25 protein-coding genes are annotated in these 26744 nt (G+C 60.4%); 12 read left to right on the plus strand and 13 right to left on the minus strand.

Annotated elements, in window-relative coordinates; genetic code table 11:
• Positions 1–474 precede the first annotated feature (474 nt).
• Complete coding sequence (locus tag OKW30_RS33210; protein WP_429348712.1) at positions 475–1524, plus strand: methyltransferase; 1050 nt, start codon at positions 475–477, stop codon at positions 1522–1524.
• A 157-nt stretch (positions 1525–1681) separates the two neighbouring features.
• On the opposite strand, the gene OKW30_RS33215 is transcribed toward OKW30_RS33210, so the two are convergent.
• From OKW30_RS33215 to OKW30_RS33230, 4 genes are all read right to left on the minus strand, one after another.
• The gene (locus OKW30_RS33215; protein ID WP_184062639.1) at positions 1682–2092 is read right to left on the minus strand and encodes a hypothetical protein; all 411 of its coding nucleotides are present in this window, start codon (positions 2090–2092) and stop codon (positions 1682–1684) included.
• A gap of 243 nt (positions 2093–2335) precedes the next feature.
• Positions 2336–4189, minus strand: a complete 1854-nt coding sequence (locus OKW30_RS33220) for an FAD-binding protein (protein WP_429348713.1) — start codon at positions 4187–4189, stop codon at positions 2336–2338.
• A 316-nt stretch (positions 4190–4505) separates the two neighbouring features.
• Entirely contained in the window at positions 4506–4940 is a 435-nt protein-coding gene (locus tag OKW30_RS33225) for a hypothetical protein (protein ID WP_429348714.1), read from the minus strand.
• Between the two features lie 312 nt (positions 4941–5252).
• Positions 5253–5630 (minus strand): STAS/SEC14 domain-containing protein, encoded by a 378-nt coding sequence (locus OKW30_RS33230; RefSeq protein ID WP_090807178.1) that lies wholly within the window; start codon positions 5628–5630, stop codon positions 5253–5255.
• A gap of 606 nt (positions 5631–6236) precedes the next feature.
• Between OKW30_RS33230 and OKW30_RS33235 the strand changes: the two genes are divergently transcribed.
• Positions 6237–6413: a hypothetical protein gene (locus OKW30_RS33235; RefSeq protein WP_429348715.1), complete on the plus strand. Its 177-nt coding sequence runs from the start codon at positions 6237–6239 to the stop codon at positions 6411–6413.
• Positions 6414–6874: 461 nt separating this feature from the next.
• On the opposite strand, the gene OKW30_RS33240 is transcribed toward OKW30_RS33235, so the two are convergent.
• The 5 genes from OKW30_RS33240 to asnB all read right to left on the minus strand — a co-directional run bounded on the left by OKW30_RS33240 (position 6875) and on the right by asnB (position 12093).
• Complete coding sequence (locus tag OKW30_RS33240; RefSeq protein ID WP_429348716.1) at positions 6875–7240, minus strand: nuclear transport factor 2 family protein; 366 nt, start codon at positions 7238–7240, stop codon at positions 6875–6877.
• Positions 7237–7599, minus strand: coding sequence for a hypothetical protein (locus OKW30_RS33245; protein WP_184062643.1), 363 nt, complete (start codon positions 7597–7599; stop codon positions 7237–7239). The genes OKW30_RS33240 and OKW30_RS33245 overlap by 4 nt, the downstream gene beginning before the upstream one ends.
• A gap of 47 nt (positions 7600–7646) precedes the next feature.
• Positions 7647–9026 carry an FAD-binding oxidoreductase gene (locus tag OKW30_RS33250; RefSeq protein WP_429348717.1) on the minus strand — a complete coding sequence of 460 codons (1380 nt, stop codon included), beginning with the start codon at positions 9024–9026 and terminating at the stop codon, positions 7647–7649.
• A 539-nt stretch (positions 9027–9565) separates the two neighbouring features.
• Positions 9566–10045 carry a nuclear transport factor 2 family protein gene (locus OKW30_RS33255; RefSeq protein ID WP_429348718.1) on the minus strand — a complete coding sequence of 160 codons (480 nt, stop codon included), beginning with the start codon at positions 10043–10045 and terminating at the stop codon, positions 9566–9568.
• A gap of 212 nt (positions 10046–10257) precedes the next feature.
• The gene (asnB, locus tag OKW30_RS33260) at positions 10258–12093 is read right to left on the minus strand and encodes an asparagine synthase (glutamine-hydrolyzing) (RefSeq protein WP_184062646.1); all 1836 of its coding nucleotides are present in this window, start codon (positions 12091–12093) and stop codon (positions 10258–10260) included.
• Positions 12094–12552: 459 nt separating this feature from the next.
• On the opposite strand from asnB, the gene OKW30_RS33265 reads away from it, so the two are divergent.
• The 6 genes from OKW30_RS33265 to OKW30_RS33290 all read left to right on the plus strand — a co-directional run bounded on the left by OKW30_RS33265 (position 12553) and on the right by OKW30_RS33290 (position 19089).
• Positions 12553–13980 carry an FAD-dependent oxidoreductase gene (locus OKW30_RS33265; protein ID WP_429348719.1) on the plus strand — a complete coding sequence of 476 codons (1428 nt, stop codon included), beginning with the start codon at positions 12553–12555 and terminating at the stop codon, positions 13978–13980.
• Between the two features lie 84 nt (positions 13981–14064).
• Entirely contained in the window at positions 14065–14865 is an 801-nt protein-coding gene (locus tag OKW30_RS33270; RefSeq protein WP_429348720.1) for a class I SAM-dependent methyltransferase, read from the plus strand.
• A gap of 375 nt (positions 14866–15240) precedes the next feature.
• Positions 15241–15510, plus strand: a complete 270-nt coding sequence (locus tag OKW30_RS33275) for a hypothetical protein (RefSeq protein ID WP_184062652.1) — start codon at positions 15241–15243, stop codon at positions 15508–15510.
• A gap of 450 nt (positions 15511–15960) precedes the next feature.
• Positions 15961–17319 carry an FAD-binding oxidoreductase gene (locus OKW30_RS33280; RefSeq protein ID WP_184062654.1) on the plus strand — a complete coding sequence of 453 codons (1359 nt, stop codon included), beginning with the start codon at positions 15961–15963 and terminating at the stop codon, positions 17317–17319.
• A gap of 83 nt (positions 17320–17402) precedes the next feature.
• Positions 17403–18580, plus strand: a protein-coding gene (locus tag OKW30_RS33285) for an IS3 family transposase (RefSeq protein WP_429346789.1) whose coding sequence is annotated in 2 segments (ribosomal slippage) — positions 17403–17670 and positions 17670–18580 — 1179 coding nt in all. Because the reading frame shifts where the segments join, the coding sequence is not laid out codon by codon here.
• Between the two features lie 89 nt (positions 18581–18669).
• Positions 18670–19089 carry a thioesterase family protein gene (locus OKW30_RS33290; RefSeq protein ID WP_429349213.1) on the plus strand — a complete coding sequence of 140 codons (420 nt, stop codon included), beginning with the start codon at positions 18670–18672 and terminating at the stop codon, positions 19087–19089.
• Positions 19090–19420: 331 nt separating this feature from the next.
• On the opposite strand, the gene OKW30_RS33295 is transcribed toward OKW30_RS33290, so the two are convergent.
• Both OKW30_RS33295 and OKW30_RS33300 read right to left on the minus strand, forming a co-directional pair.
• A complete protein-coding gene (locus tag OKW30_RS33295; protein ID WP_429348721.1) occupies positions 19421–20320 on the minus strand; it encodes an alpha/beta fold hydrolase in 900 nt (299 codons plus the stop codon).
• Between the two features lie 25 nt (positions 20321–20345).
• A complete protein-coding gene (locus OKW30_RS33300) occupies positions 20346–21254 on the minus strand; it encodes an alpha/beta fold hydrolase (RefSeq protein WP_429348722.1) in 909 nt (302 codons plus the stop codon).
• Between the two features lie 86 nt (positions 21255–21340).
• On the opposite strand from OKW30_RS33300, the gene OKW30_RS33305 reads away from it, so the two are divergent.
• Positions 21341–21727: a MerR family transcriptional regulator gene (locus OKW30_RS33305; RefSeq protein WP_184062661.1), complete on the plus strand. Its 387-nt coding sequence runs from the start codon at positions 21341–21343 to the stop codon at positions 21725–21727.
• A gap of 26 nt (positions 21728–21753) precedes the next feature.
• Here OKW30_RS33305 and OKW30_RS33310 read toward each other — a convergent pair whose 3' ends face one another.
• Both OKW30_RS33310 and OKW30_RS33315 read right to left on the minus strand, forming a co-directional pair.
• Positions 21754–23154 carry an MFS transporter gene (locus OKW30_RS33310; protein WP_429348723.1) on the minus strand — a complete coding sequence of 467 codons (1401 nt, stop codon included), beginning with the start codon at positions 23152–23154 and terminating at the stop codon, positions 21754–21756.
• A 60-nt stretch (positions 23155–23214) separates the two neighbouring features.
• Positions 23215–23970, minus strand: a complete 756-nt coding sequence (locus OKW30_RS33315; RefSeq protein ID WP_429348724.1) for an SDR family NAD(P)-dependent oxidoreductase — start codon at positions 23968–23970, stop codon at positions 23215–23217.
• Between the two features lie 199 nt (positions 23971–24169).
• On the opposite strand from OKW30_RS33315, the gene OKW30_RS33320 reads away from it, so the two are divergent.
• Genes OKW30_RS33320 through OKW30_RS33330 form a run of 3 tightly spaced genes read left to right on the plus strand, consistent with a single transcriptional unit; the run spans position 24170 to position 26731 of the window.
• Positions 24170–24769: a nuclear transport factor 2 family protein gene (locus OKW30_RS33320; protein ID WP_429348725.1), complete on the plus strand. Its 600-nt coding sequence runs from the start codon at positions 24170–24172 to the stop codon at positions 24767–24769.
• Entirely contained in the window at positions 24769–25854 is a 1086-nt protein-coding gene (locus OKW30_RS33325) for a maleylacetate reductase (RefSeq protein WP_429348726.1), read from the plus strand. The genes OKW30_RS33320 and OKW30_RS33325 overlap by 1 nt, the downstream gene beginning before the upstream one ends.
• Before the next feature lie 10 nt (positions 25855–25864).
• Positions 25865–26731, plus strand: a complete 867-nt coding sequence (locus OKW30_RS33330) for an intradiol ring-cleavage dioxygenase (RefSeq protein WP_429348727.1) — start codon at positions 25865–25867, stop codon at positions 26729–26731.
• Positions 26732–26744: the final 13 nt, after the last annotated feature.

The raw sequence follows: 26744 nt of genomic DNA on the forward strand, positions 1-26744 counted from the left end.
GGGCGCCACGTCCTCTCGCGTGCGCGAACATGCGCGCGATTCTATTCTGCGCCATTTGCCTGTTACCGGCTCGCGGGGTGGCAATGGCGCGGCTTATGCTTGTTCATGCCGCCGGACATCAGATGAATCGAGCAACGCAAGTCAGAGGATGAGCGGACAGGCGATTATCGACTTCTCGCTAACGCTCATTCTATGAGAGCGGCTAACGAAGGATATGGCAGAATCCGGGCAACTGAAAGCCCAAATACGACCCGTTTCAGTCATTCGAGATCGCCGAGACCGGACATTCAGGGCGGCGCGGTGCTCGCCAGTTTAGCCGCGGGATTCAGCGGAAATGGGCCGTGCGCTGTTCGGGCAATTTGTCTGCCTGGATTGGGGCGCGGGAATAAAGTCTAACGACAAGGTGTTCTGTGAATGTAGTCGTGCAGTACAAACCGCAACCCCATTATCGCGTTCGCCAAAGGAAATGAGTCAATGGAATATCAATCCGGCACAAGAGTGTCTGACGACGTAGACGGGGCAGCCTATTCGCCCGCTAATCTCATGCAACTGGGCATGGGATTTTGGGGCTCTAAAGCGTTGCTGTCCGCGGTCGAGCTCGGTGTATTTACGCACCTCGGGAAAGGGCCTCGCAACGGTGAGCAGTTGACTGACGAGTTGGGATTGCATCCGAGATCGGCTTTGGACTTTCTCGATGCTTTGGTTTCGTTGCAGGTGCTGGAGCGAGAAAAAGGTCTCTATCGGAACACGTGCGAGACAGGACTATTTCTCGATAGAACGCAACCGGGATATATCGGGGGAATACTGCAAATGGCTAACGACCGACTATATCCGTTCTGGGGATCGCTTACCGAAGCGCTGCGCAGCGGACTGCCGCAGAACGAGGCGAAGCAGGGCGGCAACCCGTTTGATGCGATCTATCGGAACGAACGAACACTGCGTGTTTTTCTGGAATCGATGACTGGGATCAGCCTCGTCGCCGCTAAAGCGCTTGCGCAGAAATTTCCTTGGCAAGACTACGGTTCGTTCGTCGACATTGGTGCGGCGCAAGGCGCTTTAGTCGTAGAGGTTGCAAGCGCGCATCCGCATCTCACGGGTGGCGGCTTCGATTTGCCGGCAGTCGGACCTTTATTTGACAAGTATGTCGCGGAACACGGGTTAAAGGAGCGCCTTCGTTTCCATCCGGGCGATTTCTTCAAGGAAGCCTGCCCGTCGGCCGACGTGCTCGTGATGGGCCACATTCTTCACGACTGGAATCTCGAGCAGAAGCGCGAACTGCTCGCCAAATGTTATGAGGCGCTGCCTCCGGGCGGCTGCCTGATCGTCTACGACGCCATTATTGACGATGAGCGCAGACAGAATGCGTTCGGCTTGCTGATGAGCCTCAATATGCTAATCGAGACGCCCGGGGGCTTTGACTATACGGGTGCGCAGTGCCGTGAATGGATGGCCGACGTCGGCTTCAGGGAGATTCGGGTCGAACCACTACTCGGGCCGGATTCGATGATCATCGGGATTCGATAGTCGGCCAGCCGGTGCACTAGTTTGGTGACTGGTCATAGATTGACAACGATCTACGATGCCGTGCCGATTGACCGCTAATAATCAGGCGCAGACCTTGCCCCACCGCAAATCTCCAATCGAAGGTGGCTCCTAGATGCGGACATGAAGGTTCGAAACGTCAAAAGACCATCCAAGCCTCCGTCCCGTCGAATGCATACGCTTCCTGTTCGTTCGCTGCGTCCAGGATTGATGGCCACTCGATGCGTGGATGGTAGATGTATTGCTGCAAAACGAAGTAACTGGAATGTCTCACGTCGATCACCGTCGTCAGTCTTTCGAATTTCCGTTCCATCCAACTGAAGGCAATGAAGTTCGAGCAATCGGACATCACGAACATGCAACCCCATGCATAGCCTGGAAACCTGCGCCCGGCCACATCAATAATGTGAAATGAATCCCCATGTGGCGGTTCACCCTGATATCGCAGCGTGACCGCATAACTGCGATCAGGCGGTGTCAGCACATAGTCGCCCATGCCTGCCCAATGGCAAAGGTTATCCACTGTAAATTGGATCTCGCAAGGTTCCATCCGCCTGATTTCCGTCGGAAATGAAGTTGTTTCACTCGATTGTCGACGATTCGCGCCGGTGTGTCGAACGACCGGTCTTGGCCGGGTCCTGCCCGATGCGGTCGGCGGGAGTCGACCGGATATAGCCTTTCAACAATCACGTTAGCGGCCTGTCATGACCGAATGGTGCTGGGAAGCCTCAATACGAGATTTCGAAATGTGATTTCCGCTGAACCATATGTGCGAGTTCGAAGGTCGAGTCGTTCAGACGATTTTCGTGAAACCGTCGGCGCTCCAGCGTTCGCTCCCTACGCCGTGATGAACGAAGAACAAACCATCGGGATCATACTGATCCTTAATGGCGAGCAGCCTGCTGTAATTTGAGCCCCAGAAGGACCGCTGCCAGTCCGCGTCGAAAAAATTGCTTTCCGCCACGTAGGAACCGGCGTCTGGAACCAGCTTGCGCACCTCGGCCATTGCACGTCCGATGGCCTGCCGGTCCCGGCGCGCCAGCGCGGTGTCGGGCTCGTGGCCCTGAATGCCCGGATACGCGGGCGGCCCCTCCGCCCCGGCGATAAGCAACGCGAAGGCGTCCAGCGCGGCCGGGTTCGTGGCTGTGTTTCTCGCGGCAGCGACAGCCTCCGCCGGTGCACCCGCCAAGCCCTTGTTGACGTGCAGCGACACGCTCCATTGACGGGTCGCCGCAAACAGCGTGTCGGCCAGGGTTTGACGCCGGTCATCTTGCAGCAAGGCCGCGGGGAGCCACGCGGACTCGTAGCCGTGTAGCACTTGTCCCGCCTCTCCGCGATTACCCGACCAAAAGATATTGTCGTCGGGTGCGCCCGGCCGGTCGTCGGTGCTGATGAAGCCGAGGAGCTTCTTGAACAGGGTTGGAGCCCAGAAACTGCGGGCCGAGATGGCGACAATCTTCAGTGGCGAGAACTCGACCTTGAAATCGTCCGGGGACGCGGCAAGCGTATCCATGAACGGCTCCCAGATCGCTTGCGCTTCACTGCGACTGAGCCCCTGGAACACCATCGAGATAGTGAGGACGTTGTCGCGGCGAAATCTGATCTGTTCGCCCCAGTGCGGGTTCATCAGGTTCTGATTATAGAAGTCGATGATCACGCCAATCAGCCGGCGAAACGCAGACGTCGATGTCGCCTTGATCGTCATGTTCACCGCGCCGAAAGTCTCGGGCAATTCGTGAACCCGCAGCGTCAGCCGGGTGACCACGCCCAGGCTCCCGCCGCCGCCGCCTTTCAGCGCCCAGAATAGATCGGGATTCGTGCAGGCATTGGCGATCCGGACCGCGCCATCTGCCGTCACAACTTCCGCTTCGAGCAGGCTTCCCGCGGCCAGTCCGTAGGCCTTGGAAAAGCTGCCGAACCCGCCGCTTTGGATCAGGCCAGCCACGCCGACCGTCATGCAGCCGCCACCTTGCACGTAACCGCCCGCCTTGGTAGTGACCGCATCGTAGACGTGCGCCCAGAGCGCGCCGGCACCGGCCGTGACCGCCCTCACCGGTGCCGCATGTCCCTCGCATCCTGTGCCGACAAACGCGTTCTGCACGGTGATGTTGTTCATTTTTCGCGTCCAGACCAGCAGAGAGTCCGGCGCATTCGATGTGCCTTGATAGCTGTGGCCGCCGCCCTTCACCACGAGGCGGAGATTGTTCCGACGTGCGAAGTTAACGGCGACGACGACGTCATCCGTGTTGCGGGCAGCCACCGCGTAGACGCTGGGTGTCGATGTCCACGCGTCAACCCAGCCGAGGGTTTGCGTTAGACCCACCTCGTCGCCGAGAAAATAGGGGTTCTTGAGCTCCCTGAATAGTTGCCTGCAGTCGTCACTATCGGGCGCGTTCAGGCAAGCCACCAGGGGCGATTGCACTTTCACCAGTGCATTGCCGACCTGCTGGCTGAGTTCGTTCCAATGCGCCTCGGACGGCCAGCCTGGATCGCCCGGACGCACGCGAGTGAACGCTCCGGATACCGCCGCTTGCGCCGAAGCGAGCATCTGTTTCCGGGCACCATGCAAAAATGTGATTCCGACCGCAGATTGCAAAATACGTCGTCTTTTCGAGGACGTGGTTTTGTTTGAAGGTTTCATCGGCATGCGTGAAATCTCAATATGGTTGCAACCCGGATGACTGAGAAACCGGCAGAACTCTTCGAATAATGGGGTGACCGGAAGACGTGCATCAAGCGTTCGAAGTCCGCCAACCGTGCACCGCAAATCGTTAGCCCCCAGCCCGCCGCCGGACAGATTTTCAACGACTTAGCCTTCGGGGTCGATTGGCCGAAACCTGTCCCACGACGACGCGCTGAGCTCGACCCGCAAGAGGTTAAGGCAACTTGGAAAAAGGCAACGACGTGCGCGGCGAGGCGACGTATGTCATCGCTGGCTCGTGTGTTGGGGGGTGTGCGCGTAATCAATGGTACGTCGTCGTAGACGACTGCAGCTTCGTCAGCACGCCGCGTTTGAACTGGAACCAGCCTTGCGAGCTTTGCATCACGACTTCAAGATCGCCTTGCCAGAACACGCGCTTGACCGTCATGCGCTTACCCGAGCGTTGCACAAGCGGCGGATGGTGGCGAAAGTCGTACAGCACCGGGCCGGAATCAGTCTGCACGAGCGTGCGCGTGACGCTGTCATTTGCATTGCCTACGTCGTCGAAATGCGTGAGCATGCTCGCGCTAAAGCGATCGAAAATTTCCTTGTCGAGCATCCCCACGAAATCGCCGTCGACGCGCACGAATTGCAAGTTACCCGAGGGCGTGACGAGCGGGCCGGACGCGTTGCTTTGCGCATGAACGCAAGTCACGAAAGAGGTGGCTGCGAGCCCAGCGAGGAACAGTCGTCTCATGTTTTCCTTTTAGATTCAGCGGCGTCTCCGACGACGGAGCACGACCCGCAATCTTTCCTTGGGAACATTGTCGTCAATTTTGGCCGAGACGTCGAAGGTCTTTAACTGGCCGACCTCTGCCAGATGACGCCACGGGCCTGAATTCGCGAGCTGCGTCTCGCGCGGAAGGCCGGGGCCGACCGCTTGAGACACTCGTGACTGACAGCAATAGGGAATCGAAAATGGTGCAATGAGGTTGTTCCGGCAAATTCATCTTCCGTAGAAACGCCTTGTAGCGCAGATGGATTTCAGATTTTTACCAGCGGATGTTATTCATCGACTAACTCGCTTGGAGTCCGTGATCCAGCGTCTCGCGGTAGGCAATTCAGCAAGCGAGAACAAGCGGACATCGCCATGAAAAAAGGGTTTTAGCATACCAACCATAACCCGTAGCCATGCGAGATCCGTAACCACTGCGATGTGGCTGAAATCGTGCCAGTGCCTCAGCCCGAACGCGCCGTCATCCCAAAGCGCTCCAACCTCAAATCCCGTGAACTCTTTCCCGACGACATAGAGCATCTTGATCGGCCCCTTGCCCATCATCGCCTCAGCCTTGGGTATGAGTGTACTTTTGTAGTCGTCGTGCGTAACCTTGCCCGTGGCTTCGATCGCGAGCACATCTTGCGGTAACCCATCGATGAATTTGAACATCGCCGTCCCCCATTGGTTCTCCGCAGTGCAATTCGGTGCCTGCGGCCGCGATGATGCGTTCCTATTGTAGGCTCATGAGCGACCGCTTCGGGTAACAGTTCTCGCAGGGTCAGTGACCGCTCATGGCCGGCCGACAAGAGGCGGACACGAATGCGCAGCCGGCAACCTGCGTCCACCGCTTAGCGTGCTTTATTGTCGGAATTATGAAGCCGCCCCTTCATGCGCGGCCGGGGTGCCGGAGCCGGTTCGGCATCAGCCGACCGTTCCAGCAGGCTCGCGATGTCGTGATCGATGGCCGAAAGGATGCGTTGCTTGGGGTGCCCGTCGAGATTCGGTTTTTTTCGCCCCGACGGCATGCCGTGTCCCGCCCCACCCGGGAAGGGACGCACGAGTCCCGATTGGATTGAAGGTTAGAATCCCGCGCGTGTGCGCCGCGCGCTCGAATAATTACCTGTGGGCACACACCGGAACGAGCGCATGGCAATCGTCAAGGGCACGCCCGGGTTCGCCGAGCGCCGGGTCGCGGACTTCGACTACAGCATGTTCAGGAAGGCGACATAACCGCCGTGCCGTTTCGGACTAGAATCCTCTGAGGAGGAGTCAGTGATGTCAGCTCTCAAGCGCATCGATCCGGGCCATTCCGCCTATCAGGCCGCGCTGAACAGGACGACCCACTACCCTGCGGAGCACGTCACATTGACGGCTAGCTCAAGGAAGAGGCTGCGCCCCTGTGTGCCGCATCGAAAGGTCGGGCGCGGCAAGGTCGGCATCGGCGGCAAGTAGGCATCCGCAACCCTTGTATGGCGTCGGGCTTTAGAAGGTGGCTTGACGTGAATTGGCTGTCCGGCGCGAGCACGGATGAGACGTGGTTCGTGACCGACAATCTTGCGATATAGGTAGCCTGCCCCGCATTCGGTGATACTGGTCACAGCTGGGCAGGTACCTGCCAGCGGAGGCGGGACAGGTCGTCCAGAAGCGGCGTTTCGAATGTCGCTGATCGACCCACTACGGACATAGAAACCGGCGCCACCTGTACGGCGGCTTCCTTGGCAGAGGCGACGCCAGGATGTCCGCGTCTTGGCGCGAGTCATTGGCCCGACATTCTGGGCGGTCAAAGCACCCGCGTACGCGGTCCATCGTAGCGCCGGTCGTGATCGGCTATTCCAGTCATCGTTCAGGACATCGAGCGGGTGGTGCTGAAGGCCGGATGAGGCGCCGCACACGAGAAAAGCGCGCGGCCGTCCTCACAGCGCCGGGGGCGGGCCAAAGAAGCCGACGATATGGGCAATGCGTCCCGTGGTGTCGAGTTCGCCGAAATCGCGCCCTTCGACGGCAACGGTTCCGTCGGGCAACATCATCTGCCAGGTGAAATGAATCTTGCCATGGTGCTGGTCGGCCCTGCTGGTGCGAACGAGTCTTGCGCCCGCATAGGCCCGATGGAAGCCGGCGATATGGGCATGGAGCGCTGCGCGGCCTGGCGGAACGGCACTCGTCGGATCCTCGTAGACGCCGCTATCGCCCCAAGATTTCTCCAGCAAAGCGGTGCGCGCCACCTCGTCCTTCTCGTTCCATGCGGCGCAATACGCGCTCACGATTTCGTCGAGCGTCATTGTTGCCTCCGGTGAAAGTATGCCAGCCGCTCGCGCGGCCACTTGTCTTGCTGCAGGCCGCGCCGTTGCGCCGCACGTGCGGACGATTCTGCTTCCGTTCTTGCCGCTTGAGCAAGCGGCACCAGAGGTGGCGCCAGGGCGTGCAGCCGTAGGTGGGTAAGAGAATGCTCAACCTGGATCTGCGAAGCGTTGGTTACGTCCAACGTCAGCGCCGTCACGCGTGGGTCAGTATTTGGAAGTGCGCCCCGAGTGTCCGCAAAAACTCTTTTCGCTCCTCTATTGAGAGCTTCTTTGACAAGCGCCTCACCGACGCCGCGGTTGGCGCCGGCGATCAAGACTGTCTTCTCCGCGATATTCATAACGTTCTCCCTTTAGTTGGTTGTCGTGCGCTCCTGGGACATCCATGCTAGTCGGGCAACGGAATGGCGGAGGCGAACACGCCGTCGGGATCGAAACGGCGCTTCAAGGATCTCAGCCGGGCACCGTTGCTGCCGTAGGCATCCCGAACCTGTTCTCGATCACGTGGTACCAGGAAATTGGCGTAGCCGCCTGGCAACGCAAAACGGGCGAGGCCTTCCCAAAGCTCCTGCGCCCATTGCCGGTGCTCCGCGCCGTTACCCGCGTCGGGCTTCCAACCGGCGATGATCTCCACCATAAAATGTTCCCGGCGCAAGCCGAAAGCCATCTCCTCTGCAGCGATACGCGTGGCCGCGCCGTGGGCGTGGTGCCAGTTGACCATAGAATAGGGCGACGTCTTGCGGGCGACCGCCGTGATGATCGCATCGACGGCACCGGGCGTGAGCACGGGCAGTGAGCGCGTCCGGGTCTCCCAATGGCAGCAGTCTGCCGCATCCACCGCCGCGTCGAACAAGGCAAGCATGTCGCCGTAGGTCGTCGGCCCGACCTGGGCAAGCTGAGGTGTACCAAGGGCTTGCAAGTCACGTATGATCTGCTCGCCCCTGTGCTTGTCGCCATTCCACAGCGGCAACAACAATAGCGTGGGCTGGCCATCCGGGCCGGACGGCATTCCCATAGATACACCGAGTTCGTCAGGCATGGTGGCCGCAAAGGCCGCGTAGCGGCGCAGCACCGATTCGGCCTCGCTCCAGGAATACACAATTGGCCCCGCGAGCATGTGACGCATCTCGTGCAGACGGAACCGCAGAGACGTAACCACGCCGAAGTTGCCGCCACCGCCTCGGATCGCCCAGAACAACTCCGGCTCCTCATCGGGACCGGTGGCCACGAGCCGCCCATCCGCAAGCACCACCTCAGCGCCAAGCAGGTTGTCCGCTGCCAAACCGTATCGACCGTTAAGAGGGCCATAGCCACCACCCAGGGCCAAGCCGGCTACGCCGACTGCACCGCAGTTGCCCAATGCCGCGACTAAGCCGTGGGAGCCGGCGGCCACGGCCAGGTCCTTGGTCGTGGCGCCCCCTGCGACTGTCGCGACTCGCGAGTGCGGGTCCACGACTACTTGCCTCATCCTGGCGAGGTCAATGACGAGTCCATCCGGGCACAAGGCACGGCCTGCCCAGTCGTGCCCGCCGCCGCGCACCGAGAGCGGCAGGCCATTGCGACGCGCGACACGCACGGCCGCCTCGACGTCCGCGGACGTCTCACACACTGCAAATAACGCAGGCTGGTTCTCCACTGCTCCGTTCCATATCCGCCGCGTGCGAGCATAGTCATCGTCGCCGCGCAACACGACTCTTCCCTGCATCATGGCGCGCAGTTCACGCGCCGCGGTCAGCTCCGAAGCAGTATGTGTGGTCGCTACACTCATCAATTACTCCTCGTATGATTTCGCGTTACGATTGATTCGCGAATTTGGGGTACCTACCGGACGCCGATAATCATCGAATCCGGGCCGAGCAGCGGCTCGACCCGAACCTCCCGAAATCCAGCGTCGACAGCGTTCCGGATGGGCTGGTCTTCACGACGGGGAGTTTTCTCTACCAATCGAACCCGTCCATTGGCGGCCTGCAATCTCGAAGTGCATGTGAGTTGACCGGTCACATCGATACAACACCTTGTGGGCTGTGGTCATTCCATAAGCGGTACTGGGCGTTGCCAACAAAAAGTACGTAGGACTTACGTATGAATGTCACCGAGATATTGATCAAAAGCCGCAACTCACAGCCAGTTGGTCATCCAGGTCGACGACCTGATCACCTTCGGCCTTCAGTCCGGGCCCGACGTCCAGGCGGCGCAGATTGGCGACGGCAAGCTGGTCGACGCCCTGACTGCGGAGAGTGTCCTCCACACTGGCCCGAAGTTGCTCCGGACATTGATCCGGCCCGGTGATCCGCCTGGCTATTCGGCTCAGGACTGGGACGCAGCTTCGATTCCGGCAACCGGTTTCCAGTTCGGCAGGGGCGTCACGTAGTGCAAATCGAATCTGCGCTCCGTGAATGCCCAGTGGCCGTCACGGCGCTCGAACCGGTCGTGATAAAGGCCGCTGATCTGGACCGGCCCCATCTCCGCATGGGTAACCAGCGCGTTGAGCGCCACCTTGCCCGTGGCGAGGTCGCCGTTAATGTCGATCAGTGGATTGGCCGTCCAGTGATGCATGTACGGGATCTGCGCCCAGTTCCTGTGAGCTGACTCGATGATGGCATCGATACCGGTACAGTTGCCGAACGCGTCGCCCAGTAACAGACTCGCATCGCTATGCCAAATGCTGCGTAGCAGTGCCTCATCGCGATTGTCGAACGCCTGACTGTATGCGGCGATGAGCCGGTCCAGCGCGAATTGGCTTTCGAGTGCATCGATCCGTGCAGCGATATCCTGGGTAGTCGCCATGTGTTCTCCTTGAACGTTTCATTGGCTGGTTACACGTCGGATCAGTGTTTGCCGAAGGCAAATGACATGTATCGGCACCCTTGATCGGAGCCGCGAATCCTTGATGCGTCTGATTGCCCCCAGCAAGGCGAACTTATCGGCGTGTGTTGTGTTGGCCGGCAGGGACGGCGGCAGAGCGCATCCGGCGCTAAAATCTCATAGCGCCACCTCGCCTATACAAGTTCCACGTCGTACCTTTCCAGCCAGTCCGACATCGCGAGCGCGTGATCGATGTCCCCTCGCTCCCAACCGATGCTAACTTCGTTCAGCGGTTGATCGATCAGCTTACGAACCGCGTCTACGTCGAAAGTCTGTGCCGTGCGCGGCGACGCCTTCGAGATCACGCTGCCCATGCAGTCACGCAAAGCGCGTTCATACGCTGGGTCTTGCGTGGCCGGATAGGGGCTTTTCACGCGTTTGAGAATCGCCGTGGGCACGACGTCGCCTGCCGCTGCGCGCAGCAGGCTCTTCTCGCGACCATCGAACGTCTTCATGCTCCACGGCGTGTTGAATACGTACTGCATCAGTTCGTGGTCGCAGAATGGCACACGCACTTCGAGGCCTACAGCCATGCTCATCCTGTCCTTCCGGTCTAGCAGGATGGGGAGCCAGTTGATCAGATGGAGGTGGCATATCTCGCGCATACGCTTTTCGGCGCCCGTCTTGCCGACATGCGGTACTGCGCGGAGTGCCTGGGCGTAACAGTCGGCCTCATACTCCTTCAGTCGCAGCTCCTTTGACAGGTCCGGCGACAACAGCGTGTCGAGCTTCGACGGCGCAACCCGCATCCAGGGGAACGTGTCGAGGTTGACGGTTTCCGGCGTGTGAAACCATCTATAGCCGCCGAACACTTCGTCGGCGGCCTCGCCGGACAATGCGACCGTCGAATTCTCGCGCACTGCCTTGAAGAGTAGATAGAGCGATGGGAACAGGTCGCCGCCGACGAACCATGCCGAGTCGAGCGCGTCGACAACGGCACGCCGCACTTGCATGTTCGCGAGCTCGCGGTCGTTCAACACGACCTCGGTGTGCCGCGTATTCACCTGCTTGACGAACTCACGCACGAACGGCGTATCGGCGGTATCGCGGTACGGGTCCTTGGCGAACGCCTGCCCATGGTCCGCAAAATCGACCGAGTAGGAGTGCACTGCACGGCCGCTTCGTTGGCGCAATATCCGATCGGCCATCGCCGTGACCAACGACGAATCGAGCCCGCCCGAAAGCAGGCTGCAAAGCGGAACGTCGGCAACGGTCTGCTGGCGCATGATCCGGTCGAGGTGTCCACGAATCGTTTCGATCGTGACACCCAGCGAATCGGTATGTTCGTAACCCTCGAGCTTCCAGTAGGACCGTTGCGCGATGCCACTGCGCGACACGCGCACCAGGTGTCCAGGCATCACTTCGCGCATGCCTTCGTATACCGCGTCGCCGGGCATGCGGAACATGCTGATTACGTGCCGCAACCCTTCCAGCCCCACTCGCGGGACAATATCCGGATGAGCCAGAATCGCTTTTGGCTCGGAACCGAACAGCACGCCGCTGCCGAAGGGTTGATAGAACAGCGGCTTCACGCCTACACGGTCGCGCACCAGCAGCAACTCCTCTTTGCGCGTATCCCAGATCGCGAACGCATAGATACCAACCAGACGATCGACAAATGACTCGCCCCACTCGAGGTAGCTGCGCAACACGACTTCGGTATCGCTGCGGCTCGTAAAGCGATGGCCGCGCTTCATCAACTCGTCGCGTAGTTCAACGAAGTTGTACACTTCGCCGCTGTAGGTCAGGCATGCAACCGCTTTACCTTCTTCCGCAGCTTGCATTGGTTGCGCTCCGCCTTCGAGATCGATGACGGAAAGCCTGCGGTGTCCCAGTGCTGCGTGGCGGTCGATCCAGATGCCCTGCGCGTCGGGCCCGCGCAGTGCCATCGTGCGTGTCATTGCCTCAATGATCGGTTTTTGCTCGTTCAGGTCGCGGTCGTAATCTACCCAGCCAGCGATTCCACACATCGTGCATCTCCCTTGCAATCTGAAAGACATGCAACAGGCCGATCGTCATCTAGCTATCTGAAATCAAACGGATCCAGACGAAGCGGTTGCATTGCTTCCTCGGATAACACCTCACAAGATAGAAAATTCCGCGGTATTTGGCGGATAGGTAGATGTCTGGTTCTGTTGACGATGTTGTGACACTCTGCTGGAGACAGAGCATTTGCAAAAGCGGCCAGAAGCGGTCATGCGCCTCCTGTTTCTTGACGGTCTTCCGGCGCACTCAGTCTTCCTTTGTTGTAGACGGCTCCCTGAAAACAGCATCGCGCCCTTCTCCCGCGGCACGGAATAAAGCCACTGCTACGGCTGTTTTCTAGCTAAGTCCGCTGAGTCGCGGACTCTCCCGCTCACAAGAATTCATCGTGGTGCACGTTACGCCGAGCAGGTGCTTTACTTCCAATTAACGTCGCAGGAGCTAGGATGCCGAATCGTTTTTCAGGTGAACGCGCAGTTGTCATTGGCGCAGGAATGGGCGGACTGCCCGCAGCTCAGGCGCTTGCCGACTACTTCAGGGAAGTCGTCGTGCTCGAACGGGATGCGCTTCCGTCCGACTCGACGCCTCGGCCTGGCGTGCCGCAGGGCAAGCACCCGCATGGGCTGCTTGCCGGCGGCTTCAAGGCACTGTGCGACCTGTTTCCGGGTTTTTCATCCACACTCGTGCAGGCAGGCGCCCACTCGGTCGACTCGGGTCTCGAGGTATACCTTGAGTATCCAGGACAGGATCCGTTTCCGGCTCGCAGTCTCGGTGTAGCAACCTTTACGATGACGCGTCCGCTGCTCGAGCTTGCCGTGCGTCGTCGTGTGCATGAACGCCCGAACGTCGTCTTTCGCGACGGGTGTCGCGTCGTCGCCATCGGCGCAACGCCAGACGGCAATTCGGTCGCTTCGGTTTCGTACAAGACCGGCGGGGGCAAGCTGGAGATATTGCCGGCCGACCTCGTCGTCGATGCGTCCGGACGCGGCAAGCCTACGCTGGACTTACTTGAGGCTACCGGCCGACCCATGCCTGAGGAGACGGTCATCGGCGTCGACTTCGGTTACTCGACCGCGGTCTATACGATTGCGCCCGATGCGACTCCCGACATGAAGGTCATGTACACCATGCCCAAGGCGCCGGAAGAAAGCCGTATGGGTATCGTGCTTCTGCGTGAAGACGGCAAGTGGTTCGCGGCACTCGGAGGACGAGGCACAGACACGCCGCCCGCCGACGGCGACGCATTCGCCGACTACGCCGCAAGCCTGCCGACTGCCACCGTGTATCACGCGATCAAAAACGCCACCCTGCACGGCCACATCGAACAGTTTGCGTTCCCTGAAAGTCGGCGGCGTCACTTCGACAGCTCCAACGACTTTCCTCGCGGACTGATCCCGATCGCCGATTCAGTGTGCCGTTTCAATCCGGTCTATGGACAGGGAATGAGCGCCGCCGCGCAGGAAGCTGTCGTGTTGCGAAATCTGCTCGCGGCGCACGCCGGCGATGCCGATCCGCTTGCCACACTCAGCAGTGAGTTCCTGTTAGCGATCGCGTCGATTGTCGAGAACCCGTGGACGCTGGCTGCGTTGCCGGATCTGGCCTATCCCGACGCGCGGGGCAAACGCCCGGCCGATTTGGAGAAATCCATTGAGCACCATATTGCGGTCACCCAGGCGGCGCACCAGGATCCTGATATTCATAAACTGCTTATCGAGGTGTTGAACCTGTTGAAGCCGGTCAGCGCGTTAAAGGCGCCGGAGGTCATGCGCAAGGTGACGAGTGAAGAGGTCAAAGCGTGTGTAGGGCCACACGGCGCCCGGCGCAGCGAGCCTTCCGCCTCAGGCGCAAACCCAGGCTACGCAGATGCAAGCTAATCAGATGTCCATAGCGAAGGTCGCAGACGGGTTGCGTTCCGCCGCAGTGCCATACGTCAACCCAATTCTGACAGGAGCGCGTTCATGACCGAAGACATGCCGGACTTCAACTCATTGGCGAACCCGTATGAGCGGTTTGCTGAACCACTGACCAGCCGTTTTTGCGAGCGGGCAGCGGTTTTATCTGGCGTAGGCAGTAACGAGCAGGTGATCGACGTGGCGACCGGTACGGGCGCACTTGCGCTGATTATAGCGGCTATGGGGGCCCGGGTTCTTGCCACCGATATCGCGCCTGCCATGGTAGCGCGGACCAGCGAACGATTACGTCCGTTCCCGGAATGTGAGGCGCGAGTGATGGACGGCGCTTCACTCGACGCCGGTGACGCGAGTTTCGACGCGGCGTTTTCGATCTTTGGCGTGATGTTGTTTGCGTCGTGGCGGGCGGGTTTGGCTGAGATGGTGCGCGTCGTGCGGGCCAATGGGCGGGTCGTTGTGGCAGCCTGGCCAAGCCGGGTTGGCGCCACGCCGATGGTGATTCTGGATGGCGTGTTCAGCCGCGTCTTCCCCGGCCGATCGCTGTGGGGCGAAAATGGCCTGAATGAGTGGTCGCAAACGAGCTTGCGAGGCGCCGTGATTGAAAGTGGCTGCTCCGACGTCACCGTGACGGTTTGCGAGACGATCCAAAGTGCTGCTTCGGTCGACGCCTTGTTGGAGGAATTCGGCCCATTATTTCACTTCGCGCCGAACTATGCGGCCTTGACAGACGAGCAACACGCGCGGCTCCAACCCGCTCTGAAAGCGGCTTTCCAGGCGTATGCAGAGTCGGACGGCTCAATCAACCTGCCTTCATCGGCGCTCATCGCAGTCGGGCGCAAGTCGAAATGAGGTGATGCCTGTGCGGACAAACTGCTCGACCTGCTCTTGTCGCAGATGGCTGCACAGACCAAACATTGGATATTGGCTGGAAACTTTGTTCCCGGGTCGTGGCGGGTGTCGGGCGCGAGCGCGCTGACTGCCGACAGCTACGGAGCCTTGCCGCCTTGGTGACTTATCCCGGTCGCCGCCTAATCGGGAGTGCCTCTTCTGGCCTGAGGGAGGCGCTGTATCGCTTGCTTACACCAAACTATCGTGTAGTGCCTGAAGCCGAACTAGTGCCATGAGTTGGAAATTCGCATACGACACTTTGGCCAGCCATTCGTAGCCCCTAACAAAACGGGGAGCTAGCTGCATCAACGAGATGCGAAGTTGAAGGAGCGGTCGATGAGTACGATAAAGAGCTCTTTACGTCTGCTGGTCGAAAAATGGCTTGGGCCGACTGCGGCCATGTCGGCCCGGGTGACCCGGTTCGGCCGCATGAACTCAAATCAGCGGCGCTATGTATGTGTGGAGGCATTGCGGCCAGCAGGCACATTGGCAATCTATTTCTTCCTCCACGATGACGGTGTGTGGTGCGTGTTTCCACCTGCGGTCGAACGTCCTGCGATGAGCGTTCATGATTTGCAGCGGGATTGCGGCTCGCTGCTTGTTTAGCGAATTTATAACTCATGACATTAGCAATCTATTGCTGCGCAAAGATGCAAGACCACAAACCGTTCACTCCGCATAGTGGACGTGCATTTTGGGGAACGCAAGTAATCCGTTGCGACAGCAGAAATGCCGATGGTTTGCATCGCGACCACATCCGGTCTTGCGAAATGAGCTCCGGCATGCTCCACGAGGTCGCTAAATATTGGGGCCGTCGACTCGCTGGATCGAGCGCGGTGATTGTCAACGGTTCACAGCAACGAGTCGAACGTCCGGAGTTGGCCGCACGCGGTCCAATGATGCCCCCAGGGGAAAGCGGTAACATTGAAAGAGACCGGACGGCCTCGGCACGGGGACAGCCTGTTGTCGCCCCTCAATGGATTCGGACCCGCCACATCGCGCTCAAGGCGGCACGGACCCTGCTACAACTTTCGGAACAGTGAGCGGGAGAGTTCAATGAATGCTAACCACACAAGCGCTGACCTCCTCAGGTTGGCTGAAGTTCTCAGAGAAGTGGGATTCGAAGTCGTCGAACCGAGCGACTGGGCAAATGTTTCGCCGCGCTGGTGGAACGGCGCGCTTTGCCCACGGCCATTGCTCCTGGCGCGCTGCGATACCACCGAGAAGGTGAGTCGTGCATTGCGCGTAACCAACGACGCTCACGTCCCAATATCTATCTACAACGGCGGGCAGGACTGGGCCGGTCGCTCACTCCGCGAAGGCACCGTCATCCTCGACATATCAAGGATGGCGAAACTCGCGATCGACGCCGATAGTCGCGAGGTCATGATCGGCGGCGGTGTCACGGCAGCCCAACTCAATCAGGCTGCGGGCGAGCATGGCCTCGCGGCAGTGATCGGCAATGACGGCGCGGTCAGCATGACCGGCCTCGTCCTCGGTGGGGGGTACGGCCCGCTCATGACACGCTTTGGCCTGGCCTGCGACAGCCTTCTGTCCGCGGAGGTCGTGCTGCCTGACGGGAGGATTGTCGTCTGCGACGCGGAGCGCAACGCCGATCTGTTCTGGGCCTTGCGAGGCGGCGGTGGGAACTTCGGCGTCGTCACCGCCATGCGGCTGCGCCTGTACGATCCCGGAACGGTGCTCAGTGGCACGATAGTCTTCCCTTTGGCAGACGCGCGCGCGGTGTTGGCTCGCTTTGCGGACGTGGCAAGTCAGGCACCCGCCAATCTGTTCGCCTCAGCCGTCCTGTCGCCTGTACCTGATGGCAAACCGGTCGTCGTGTTTTCCATGGTCTGGTCAGGCGAGGTGGCGACCGGCGAGGCAATTCTGGCCAGGGTCGGGTCCGTGGGAACTCCGCTTCTCGTCAAGGCCGTTCCGATGCCGGCGTCAAGCCTCTTGTCTCTCACCGACGGGAAGCTCGCGCAAGGCCGCGGTTACGAGGTCGCGACCAGATGGTTCGACGCGCTCGGCCCGGCCACAATCGACGCTCTTGTCTCTGCGTTCGAGGCCCGTACCTCGCCGCTCACGTCAATCATCATTCACCACTGCCACGGAGCAGCAACCGACGTCGCTCCCGAGGATACCGCGTTTGGGATGCGCAAGCCTCACTTTACGGCCTTGATCTATGCGACCTGGACGCCTGAGAGGGATGACGCTGAACCCCATCGGGCGTGGGCACATAGGCTCAACGCGGCGCTTAGCCCGACAGCACTCCCGGGCGGGTACGCCAACCTGCTACCCGACACGTCCGCAGAACAAATCGCGTGCGCCTATGGACCTAACGCCGCGCGTCTAGCGAGCGTTAAAGAGCAATTCAACCCTTCAGGCGTTCTTAAGGCCATTCCACTCCCGTGATGCGAACACAAGACTGTAATGGTCTAATTCCCTCGGACAGGTCGATAGGAGGACAATCCGGAATCGACGAGGAACAGAGCTAGATGACAAGGAAGCGCCGACAATTCGATGCCAGCTTCAAGCTGGAAGTGGTGAAGATGATACGAGACCAAGGCTTGTCGGTGGGCGAGGTTTGCCGGTCGATGGACCTTGGCGAGACGGGGGTACGGCGCTGGCTGGCGCAGTACGACGCGGAATGCGCGGGCGGTGCTGGCGCGGGCAAGCCGCTGACGGCCGAACAGCAACGCATTCGGCAACTGGAGGCGGAGAACCGGCAACTGCGTGAAGACAACTCCCTGCTAAAAAAAGCCTCGGCCTTCTTTGCACGGGAACTGAAGTGAGTTACCGCGCGGTAGCCCACTTGCAAGAGAAGGCCGTATCGGTCAGTGCCGCGTGCCGGGTATTGGGGGTAAGCCGCTCGGGCTACTATGCGCACCGGCGCGCCAAGCCGAGCCCAAAGCGCCTGCATGAGCAGACCCACATCAGGGCAGCATTTGCTGCCAGCGGCGCGAGCTACGGCAGCCGGCGTGTGATGCATGCCGTACGCGAGCAAGGGCTTCGCACGGGCCGCCATCGGGTGCGCACGCTGATGCGCGAAGCGGACTTGCGCACGACGTGGAAGCGCAAGTTCGTTTCGACGACCGACAGCAAGCATACGTTGCCGGTGGCCGAGAACGTGCTGGACCGTCAGTTTGACGTGGCTGAGCCGAATCGGGCGTGGGTTTCGGATATCACGTATATCCGCACGGCCCAGGGCTGGCTTTATCTGGCGGTCGTGCTGGACCTTTACTCGCGCAAGGTCGTGGGCTGGTCCATGGCACCCAGCATGCCGGCCGGATTGGTCATGTCGGCACTGACCATGGCGTTGCAGCAACGCCGGCCAGTGCCGGGATTGGTCCTGCATTCGGACCGTGGCAGCCAATATGCAAGCGACGCATATCAAGCCTTGCTCAAGCGGCATCACGTGGTTTGCAGCATGAGCCGCAAGGGAAATTGTTGGGACAATTCGGTGATGGAACGCTTCTTCCTGAACCTGAAGATGGAGCGCGTATGGCAGCGCCGGTACGCCAATCACGACGAGGCACGGCAGGACATCACGCAGTACATCGTCGGCTTCTACAACCCCGTGCGCTTGCACTCGACTTTGGGCTATCTGTCGCCCGCCGCCTACGAGGCGAAATCGACAGCAAAAGAACCTATCTGCCTGTCCGAAATTACTTGACCACCACAGACCGGCAGGAAGATATCACGCAACACCTATTGTAAGGCCACACTATGTTCGAGACGGAACTCTTCGCCGGCTGGGGCGACATGGATTTCAACTCACATATGCGCAACACCGCCTATCTCGACAAGTCGGTCGATGCGCGGATGCTGTACTTCGCGAAACAGGGTTTTTCGATGTCGGAGTTCATGAAGCTCCGTATCGGACCGGTGGTGATGAAGGACGAGATCGAATATTTTCGCGAGATCCATCTGCTTGATCGGATAACAGTAGGCTTTGCGCTCGCTGGCCTGTCTGCCGATGGAAGCCGTACGCTGTTGTGCAACGAGTTTCTTCGCGAAGGCAAGCTGGTGGCCCGCGTGACCTCAGCGGTTGGTTGGCTCGATCTGGAAAAGCGCAAGCTGACGTGTCCACCTCCCGCCCTGCTCGATGCGATGCATGCATTGGACAAGACCGAGGATTTTGTCGAATTGCCGAGCAGCGTAAACCGAGCGCAATCGAGTTGAGCCCTCGGCTCCGGTTCCGTCGGAGTTAAGTCCTGGTCCGGTCAGGCAACGCGCGCCTTTGGAAGACCAATGACCGTTTGAAGAGTGGAACGGACGTCTGAACGGCCGACCGGCGCTACGCCGAATGACACTTTGCGGGCGCTGTCCGACCCTTCTCGGCCGTTCACTGACCCGGCCTCCTTATTTGCGCTTTTGGAGCTGAAGCAGTCATTCGCTCTATAGACTGCTTGCGGGCGCGATATCGATGGATCACGTTATCGTGATTGATCTACTTTCGGGATCTTGCTGCCCATCGATCTCCGAATCGTCAATGTCTTCACGGTAGCCAACGCTAAACCTGTCCGACCAAAAAATTCTCAAGGGACGTCAACACCTCATTCGGCGCATCCTCGGGCAGCAGATGGCCGCCGGGCAATCCCTTGCCCGTCACGTTCGCTGCCCATCGGGACCACGCGTCGAGGGGCAGAGTGCTTCTCGCCTTCTGTTCGCTCTCGCTCCACAGTACCAGGACCGGACAGGCAAGCCTTCGGCCTGCAGCCAAATCGCTCGCATCGTGCTCCAGGTCCTCGGAAGCGGCGGCGCGATAGTCTTCGCACATGGCGTGGCGCACGTGCGGATTCCTGAACGCGCTTCGATAAACGTCGAGGGCCAAAGGATCGATCCGCTCCGGACCGCCCGCCATCTTCGCCAGTGCAGTGTCGAGATAAGCATCCGGATCAGCCGCAAGCATCCGCTCCGGGAGATCGCCCGGCTGTGCCAGGAAGAACCAGTGCCAGGCGTTCAACGCGAACGTCTTGTCGATAGTTGCGAATGCATCGAGCGTCGGTATCACGGTCAACGAGGCATACGCGGCGACGCGTCGAGGATGGTCGAGCGCAAGCCGGTATCCCGCCCGAGCGCCCCGATCATGCCCGACCACTGCGAAGCGCTCGTGCCCGAGCCGGCCCATCAGCGCGACGAGCGCGCCGGCTACGCGACGTTTGGTCCATCGCGGCTGATCGTTGCGGGTGCGGCTGTCGCCGTACCCTGGCAAATCCGGCACGATGACGGTGTGCGACTTCGCGAGCGTCGGCGCAATCAATCGCCACGCGACGTGAGTTTGCGGGTACCCGTGCAAAAGCAAAACCGGCGATCCGCTCCCGCCGCTCCTGCCGCAAAACGAGACATCGCCTGCTTCGACGTCAAGCCTCGCGAAGCCCGGAAAGAAGTCCTTCCCGACTTCATGCTCCATGGTTATCTCCTCGTAAAACGTGACTTCATTGCTGCGACGCCGACCTGACGAACTCGGCCAGATCGCGATTGAAACGCTCGGCTTCCTCGATGAACGGCGCGTGCCCCGAGTCCGCATAGACCTTGCTGACGATGTGCGGATTCAGCGCGGTCGCGCGGGCCAGCGTCGCGTGAGTGTCGACCAGCGCGTCATGACCGCCGTAGATAAAAAGCAGCGGCACACGCGCCTTGCCGAGCCCCTTCGCGGCAAAAACCGTCATCGTCGGCACTTCCTTCTGCATGTCCCACGATGCCATGGCGGCGTTCGCGAGCAGCCGGTCGAATGTGTCGGCGTCAGGCCGATGGTTGAAACAAAGGCCGACGAAGGTGCGCTCACCGTCCAGATGCGTCTTCAGATCGGGCGAATTCATGTCCCGATAAATGTCGGGCTGATCGACGATCTGACCCGGAGCGAGCTCGACCACGCCATCGACATACACGGCGCCCGCGATCGCGCGGTCGCCATACCTGGCGAGGTAGTTTGATATCACCACGCCGCCGAGCGACCAGCCGACTACGACGGGCTTGCGCGCGTGTGAACCGTGGATTACCGCTGCGAGGTCGTCCCCCCAACGGGTTCCGTCGTGATATGCCTGCGGGCCGGATGGCTTGTCCGACAGACCGTGGCCGCGCAGATCGTATGTAATGATCCGGTATTGGCGTAATTCTGGACTGCGGACCTGCTCCTCCCAGTTCAGGCGGCTGCCAAGCAGCCCGTGCACCAGAATAATTGGCGGGCCGTTCGGGTTACCGCTTTCCTCAACCGCCAGCCTTACGCCATCCGTCGATGCAATTGTATAGCTGGTCGGTGCTGCGATGGCGTCGGGTGCGGACGCGAACAAGGTCGCCGCCGAACGCGTGGAAACCAGAAAGTGAGGGAACGTTCGTAAGCTCATTGCCCTTCCTTGGAGAGTGTCAGTGCGCCGAGTCTCAACCCTCACACTGATGTAAGAGTCAAGCGAATTGTGTTAGCCTGCTTTTCATGAAAGACAAGCCTCCACAGGAACTGCTGACGATCGGACAACTCTCGCAACTCACCGGCGCGAGCGTGCGATCGATCCGGCACTACGACGAACACGGTCTGCTCACCTCGGTACGTGCGAGCAATGGCTATCGCATGTTCCCCGGGAAGGCAGTCACGCAGGTCAAGCAGATTCAGCGCATGATCGCGACCGGTTTCACCATCGACGATATTCGCGGCTTTCCGGACTGCATGCTTCTGATCGAAGGCGCACGCTCGTGCGACCAGATCACCGACGTCCAGCGGATACGGCTCGAAGCCATCGATCGTCAGATCGCGGACCTCGAAAAGCGTCGCGCGCGGCTCATCAAGACCTTGGTCGAAGGTGCGGTACCGCCCGTCGACTGACGCGGACGGCGGTAACAGAAATCGCGTTAAACGGGAACGTTGGTCGCAGTTTTCTTCCTGCGAATGTCCGCGCGCAGGCTGTCGTATTCCTCCTGGCTGATCGGTGCTGCATCTCGCTGGCCGAGCGCGTTGACGGGCAGCCGGTAGGTTTCGCGCGCCGTCCATGCGCCTAGCGCGCCGATGCCGCAGACGACCAGCGTGATCGTCCCCACGATCAACGGGATGTGCTGCGTGCCGGGCGGCACGGCGGCTGCGATGAACGCCGGCAGGATCGCGGTAATGGCCGTCCCGATGTTCTGGCCGATCGCCATGGCGGTAACCCGGATACGCGTCGGGAACAGCTCAGGCATGAAGCTCGGATAGACCGCGTTGAAGCACTGATACACCACGCCCCACATCACGATCGCGATGACGATCGCCAGCATGGCATTGTGCAGACTGATCGCATAGAGATACACGTAAGACAGCAGACCCGAGGCAAGCGCGCCGAATATGATGAGCGGCCGGCGTCCCCATCGATCGGACAGACTGCCTGCGAAGGGAATGAAGAACATCGCGGTCAGATTGGCGAGCAGCGGAATCCAGAGAAAGAATCCTTTCGAAAGACCGATACCGTAAGCGGGCTGTACCGCATAGGCCGCGCCGAAGATAGAAGTCACCGCGAGGATGATCGCAATCAACGCGATTGCGGCGATGCGGACGATATCCCGCCAGCCATCGCGCAATGCTTCCTTGACGGGCGACGCGGGAATCTGCCGCTGTTGCGCTTCATCGACGAAAGCCGGTGTCTCCGACACTTTCCGCCGAATTACATAACCGGCTACCAGCACGAGCACACTCAGCAGGAACGGTACGCGCCAACCCCACGCCAGGAACTGCTTCTCGGGCAGATAGTAGGCGAGCGGCATGAAGATGGCCGCAGCGAACACCTGGCCGGCGGTCACGCCCTGCATCGCATAACTCGCAAAGTAGCCGCGACGGCCGAGCGGCGCATGCTCCAGCACGAGGGAACTGGAACCCGAGATCTCCCCGGCGACCGCGAAGCCCTGGATGAGGCGCAAGATCACGAGCAGGATCGGCGCTGCGAAGCCCACTTGCGCAAATGTCGGCAGAAGACCGACGGCGAGCGTCGACAACCCCATCATGAACATGCAGGTGAGAAGCAGGCTCTTGCGGCCATGCGTATCGCCACGACGGCCGAGCACAAATGCGCCGACTGGTCGTGCGAGATAGCCGACGCCATAGGTCGCAAGCGACGCGGCGATCGCAACGCGACTGTCTTGGGAAGGAAAGAAAAGTTGCGGAAAAACCAGCGCGGCGGCTTGCGCATAAATGAAGTAGTCGTAGTACTCCAGCGCCGAGCCTATCCACGCGCTCGCGGTGGCGGTTCGTGCCTGATTACTGCTCTGCTGATGCGTTGCTGTCATTTCGTCTCCTGCATGTGTCTTGCGGGTGGTCGGGAACAGGGCTCGCGTACCGTCGTGCGCTCAATACGTCGCGCGGCCGCCTGACAAGTCGAAAGTGAAGCCGGTTGTGAAGCTGCATTCGTCGCTTGCGATCCATGCCACCATGGCGGCGATTTCCGGAACGGTCAAAAACCGCCCCATCGGAATGCGTGCTTTACTGGCCTCGATGTGCTCCTCCGTCATCTCCCGGAAAAGATCCGTTTCGGTGATCGCAGGCGCGATGCCATTGACCGTGACGCCCGTTCCCGCCAACTCGCGCGCGATCGATTTCGTCAGACCGATGACACCCGCCTTCGCTGCGGCATAAGCGCAAATGTTCGGATGTCCTTCCTTGCCGACGATCGACGCCACGTTGACGATGCGTCCCGCGCCACGTCCGCGCATGTGTGGCACGGCGAGGCGACAGGTGTGGAAGACGCTGTTCAGATCGACGGCGAGAACGCGGTTCCATGCGTCGACCGGATAGTCCTGGATCGGCACGACCGGTCCGTTGATGCCGGCGTTGTTCACGAGTATGTCGACATGACCGAACGACTTGAGCGTGACAGCGAACGCGGCCTCAACGGAACGCGCGTCGGCAAGATCGACGGCCTGAACAAGCGCCGCGAACGAGTCGCCGCCTGTTTCGAGCGATGAACAATCGATATCCCAACAGGCGATCCGGCAGCCTTCGTCCGCAAGACGCTCTGCGATACCGCGCCCGATGCCACGCGCGGCGCCCGTCACGATGGCCGTGCGTGATTCAAATCTTCGTTGTGTTATCGATTGGTTTTCCATGTCCGTTTGTTCCTATATATAACGTAGTTCCTATCCTAGAAACGATATTCCGGCTCGTCAACGGCAATCCCACCATTCATTCACATAGGGGAACAAACTAGGGAATGTCCCGGTTCGCGATAAAAACCGCTTGACCGCGCAGCGTCATGAGTACCAACATAGAAACTGATTTCTATACGGGAACATCGAGGAGCGATAGATGGAACAGGCGATGATTGATCGATTGACGATCCGCGAGACGATCGAAAACTGGGCGGTATGGCGAGATGCAGGAGACTGGGAGCGGTTCGCGACGCTCTGGCATCCGGACGGCCGCATGATGGCGACGTGGTTTCAGGGAAGCGGCCGCGAGTTCATCGAAGTGACGAAGACCGGTTGGGCCAACGGCGTGAGCATCCTGCATTTTCTGGGCGGCACGTCGATCGTAGTGAGCGGCTCGCGTGCCGTCGCGCAGACCAAGATGACCATTTCGCAGCGTGGAGAAGTCGAAGACACGTTATGCGACGTCGTGTGCACCGGCCGCTTCTACGACTTCTTCGAGAAGGTCCACGACCGATGGCTGCTGCTGCTTCGACAGCCCATCTACGAAAAGGATCGTCTGGATCCGGTCAAGCCGGACGCCCGTCCCGTTCTCGATGCGGCGCTGCTGGCCGAGTTCCCCGTTGGCTACCGGCATCTCGCATATATGCAGACCCGAATCGGCTACAAGGTCAAACGCGACATGCCGACACTGACGGGCCCGGAGGTAGAAGCGCTCTATGCGCGCGGCCGCCAGTATCTGCAAAACGGAGCGCTATGATGGAGGACGTCTCGCCGATGCGCTTCGATTACCAGGCGCTGCCGGCGCGCGTGCTGTTCGGCGCGGGTAGGCGTCGGGAAACGCCTGAAGTCGCCCGGCAACTGGACTGCGCGCATCCGTTGATCGTCTCCACGCCGGAGCAGAAGGATTTGGCCGATGCCATCGCGTCGTTCTTCACTGGTTCGCCGGCGCATATCTTTCCCGAGGCCGCGATGCACACGCCGTGGAACGTGACATCGCGTGCACTCGCGCTCGCGAAGGAGACCGGCGCGGACTCCCTGATTGCTGTCGGCGGTGGATCGGCAATAGGCCTCGCCAAAGCGCTTGCACTGCGCACCGGCCTGCCGCAAATCGCGCTGCCCACTACGTACGCCGGCTCTGAAGTCACACCAATCATCGGCGAGACGCAGGACGGCGAGAAACGTACGCGTCGTACGCTTGACGTGCTGCCGGAGGCCGTGATCTACGATGTGGAACTCACCCTGACGCTGCCCGCGCCCTTGTCGGCGGCCAGCGGTCTGAACGCGATGGCTCACGCGGTGGAAGCGCTCTATTCCGTCGACGCCAATCCGGTCACGTCGATCATGGCTGAACAGGGTATCGCGGCCCTCGCCGGTGCGCTGCCCGAGATTCTCGCCAATCCCGCCAGTCGTGATGCGCGCAGCCGCGCCCAGTACGGTGCGTGGTTGTGCGGAACGTGCCTCGGCTCCGTCGGCATGGCGCTGCATCACAAAGTCTGTCATGTGCTGGGCGGCACCTTCGATCTGCCGCATGCCGACACCCATGCGATCATGCTTGCGCACGTCGTTGCCTACCAGGCTGGCGCGGCGCCGCATGCAATGCGCCGCATCGCACACGCGCTTGAAGCCGATGACGCATGGTCTGGGCTGCACGCGCTCGCTGCAAGGCTGCACGTTCCCCAGTCTCTTGCGGAGATTGGCATGCCGCACGATGGCATCGGGCGCGCGGCCGATCTGGTGCTGCAACAGGCCTATGCGAATCCGCGCACGCCGGGCTATGACTCGATCAGGGCAATGCTCGAAAGGGCATGGCGCGGCGCGGCACCACAACCCGATTCGCTGTGAGGAATACGCGATGCGCAATTTCGACGAAGACAACATCACTGCAGCGGTCATCGAGCGTCTTGCGGGAAGCAAGAGCGAACGCGTGCACCAGATCAGCGACGCGCTGGTTCGTCATCTGCACGCGTTCGTGAAGGAGATCGAGCCCACCGAAGGCGAATGGGCCGCCGCGATTCGCTTTCTCACGCAGACGGGGCAGATGTGCACCGACACCCGGCAAGAGTTCATTCTGCTCTCCGACACGCTCGGTGTATCGATGCTGGTGGACGCGATCAATCATCGCTATCCGGGCGACGCGACGCAAACTACCGTGCTCGGTCCGTTCTATGTAGAAGAAGCGGCTATTCTGCCGCTCGGCGCTTCGATCACCGATGGCGAGCCGGGCGACCCTCTGCTGGTGGAGGGCACCGTACGCGATCTGAACGGGAAACCGATCGCGGGCGCACTGATCGAGACGTGGCACGCGGACAGCCATGGCTTCTATGATGTGCAGAAGGCGGCGGGCAAGGAGAACCTGCACATGCGGGCGCGCTTCCTGACCGATCCGGAAGGCGCATTCTGGTATCGCTCGATCGTACCCGCGGCCTATCCGATTCCGAACGACGGCCCGGTTGGCCGCATGCTCGATGCGCAGGGGCGGCATCCCTACCGCCCCGCTCACGTGCACTTCCGCGTCAGTGCACCCGGCTTCCGGACCCTCGTTACGCATGTGTTCGTGAGCGGCGACATCTACCTGGACTCGGACGTCGTGTTCGGCGTGAAAGACGCACTGATCGAACCACTGGTACGGCTCGCACCGGGTCTGAGTCCGGCCGGTCACCTCGTCGATGTTCCGAGTGCCCTGCTTGCCTATGATTTCGTGCTGCCGCCGCAGAACTGACCGCTGTGCGCCA

This window comes from Paraburkholderia sp. Clong3, from assembly GCF_050436485.1.
GTDB lineage: Bacteria > Pseudomonadota > Gammaproteobacteria > Burkholderiales > Burkholderiaceae > Paraburkholderia > Paraburkholderia tuberum.

Bases quoted from the DNA above. Each gene is read 5' to 3' on its own strand.
- OKW30_RS33230 (WP_090807178.1), bottom strand. From the start codon at position 5,630: ATGTTCAAATTCATCGATGGGTTACCGCAAGATGTGCTCGCGATCGAA.
- asnB (WP_184062646.1), bottom strand. From the start codon at position 12,093: ATGTGTGGAATCGCTGGCTGGGTAGATTACGACCGCGACCTGAACGAG.
- OKW30_RS33235 (WP_429348715.1), top strand. From the start codon at position 6,237: ATGTCAGCTCTCAAGCGCATCGATCCGGGCCATTCCGCCTATCAGGCC.
- OKW30_RS33290 (WP_429349213.1), top strand. From the start codon at position 18,670: ATGGATTTCAACTCACATATGCGCAACACCGCCTATCTCGACAAGTCG.
- OKW30_RS33295 (WP_429348721.1), bottom strand. From the start codon at position 20,320: ATGGAGCATGAAGTCGGGAAGGACTTCTTTCCGGGCTTCGCGAGGCTT.
- OKW30_RS33325 (WP_429348726.1), top strand. From the start codon at position 24,769: ATGGAGGACGTCTCGCCGATGCGCTTCGATTACCAGGCGCTGCCGGCG.
- OKW30_RS33305 (WP_184062661.1), top strand. From the start codon at position 21,341: ATGAAAGACAAGCCTCCACAGGAACTGCTGACGATCGGACAACTCTCG.
- OKW30_RS33240 (WP_429348716.1), bottom strand. From the start codon at position 7,240: ATGACGCTCGACGAAATCGTGAGCGCGTATTGCGCCGCATGGAACGAG.
- OKW30_RS33280 (WP_184062654.1), top strand. From the start codon at position 15,961: ATGAATGCTAACCACACAAGCGCTGACCTCCTCAGGTTGGCTGAAGTT.
- OKW30_RS33300 (WP_429348722.1), bottom strand. From the start codon at position 21,254: ATGAGCTTACGAACGTTCCCTCACTTTCTGGTTTCCACGCGTTCGGCG.
- OKW30_RS33315 (WP_429348724.1), bottom strand. From the start codon at position 23,970: ATGGAAAACCAATCGATAACACAACGAAGATTTGAATCACGCACGGCC.
- OKW30_RS33220 (WP_429348713.1), bottom strand. From the start codon at position 4,189: ATGCCGATGAAACCTTCAAACAAAACCACGTCCTCGAAAAGACGACGT.
- OKW30_RS33245 (WP_184062643.1), bottom strand. From the start codon at position 7,599: ATGAATATCGCGGAGAAGACAGTCTTGATCGCCGGCGCCAACCGCGGC.
- OKW30_RS33275 (WP_184062652.1), top strand. From the start codon at position 15,241: ATGAGTACGATAAAGAGCTCTTTACGTCTGCTGGTCGAAAAATGGCTT.
- OKW30_RS33310 (WP_429348723.1), bottom strand. From the start codon at position 23,154: ATGACAGCAACGCATCAGCAGAGCAGTAATCAGGCACGAACCGCCACC.
- OKW30_RS33265 (WP_429348719.1), top strand. From the start codon at position 12,553: ATGCCGAATCGTTTTTCAGGTGAACGCGCAGTTGTCATTGGCGCAGGA.
- OKW30_RS33330 (WP_429348727.1), top strand. From the start codon at position 25,865: ATGCGCAATTTCGACGAAGACAACATCACTGCAGCGGTCATCGAGCGT.
- OKW30_RS33210 (WP_429348712.1), top strand. From the start codon at position 475: ATGGAATATCAATCCGGCACAAGAGTGTCTGACGACGTAGACGGGGCA.
- OKW30_RS33215 (WP_184062639.1), bottom strand. From the start codon at position 2,092: ATGGAACCTTGCGAGATCCAATTTACAGTGGATAACCTTTGCCATTGG.
- OKW30_RS33250 (WP_429348717.1), bottom strand. From the start codon at position 9,026: ATGAGTGTAGCGACCACACATACTGCTTCGGAGCTGACCGCGGCGCGT.
- OKW30_RS33270 (WP_429348720.1), top strand. From the start codon at position 14,065: ATGACCGAAGACATGCCGGACTTCAACTCATTGGCGAACCCGTATGAG.
- OKW30_RS33255 (WP_429348718.1), bottom strand. From the start codon at position 10,045: ATGGCGACTACCCAGGATATCGCTGCACGGATCGATGCACTCGAAAGC.
- OKW30_RS33320 (WP_429348725.1), top strand. From the start codon at position 24,170: ATGGAACAGGCGATGATTGATCGATTGACGATCCGCGAGACGATCGAA.
- OKW30_RS33225 (WP_429348714.1), bottom strand. From the start codon at position 4,940: ATGAGACGACTGTTCCTCGCTGGGCTCGCAGCCACCTCTTTCGTGACT.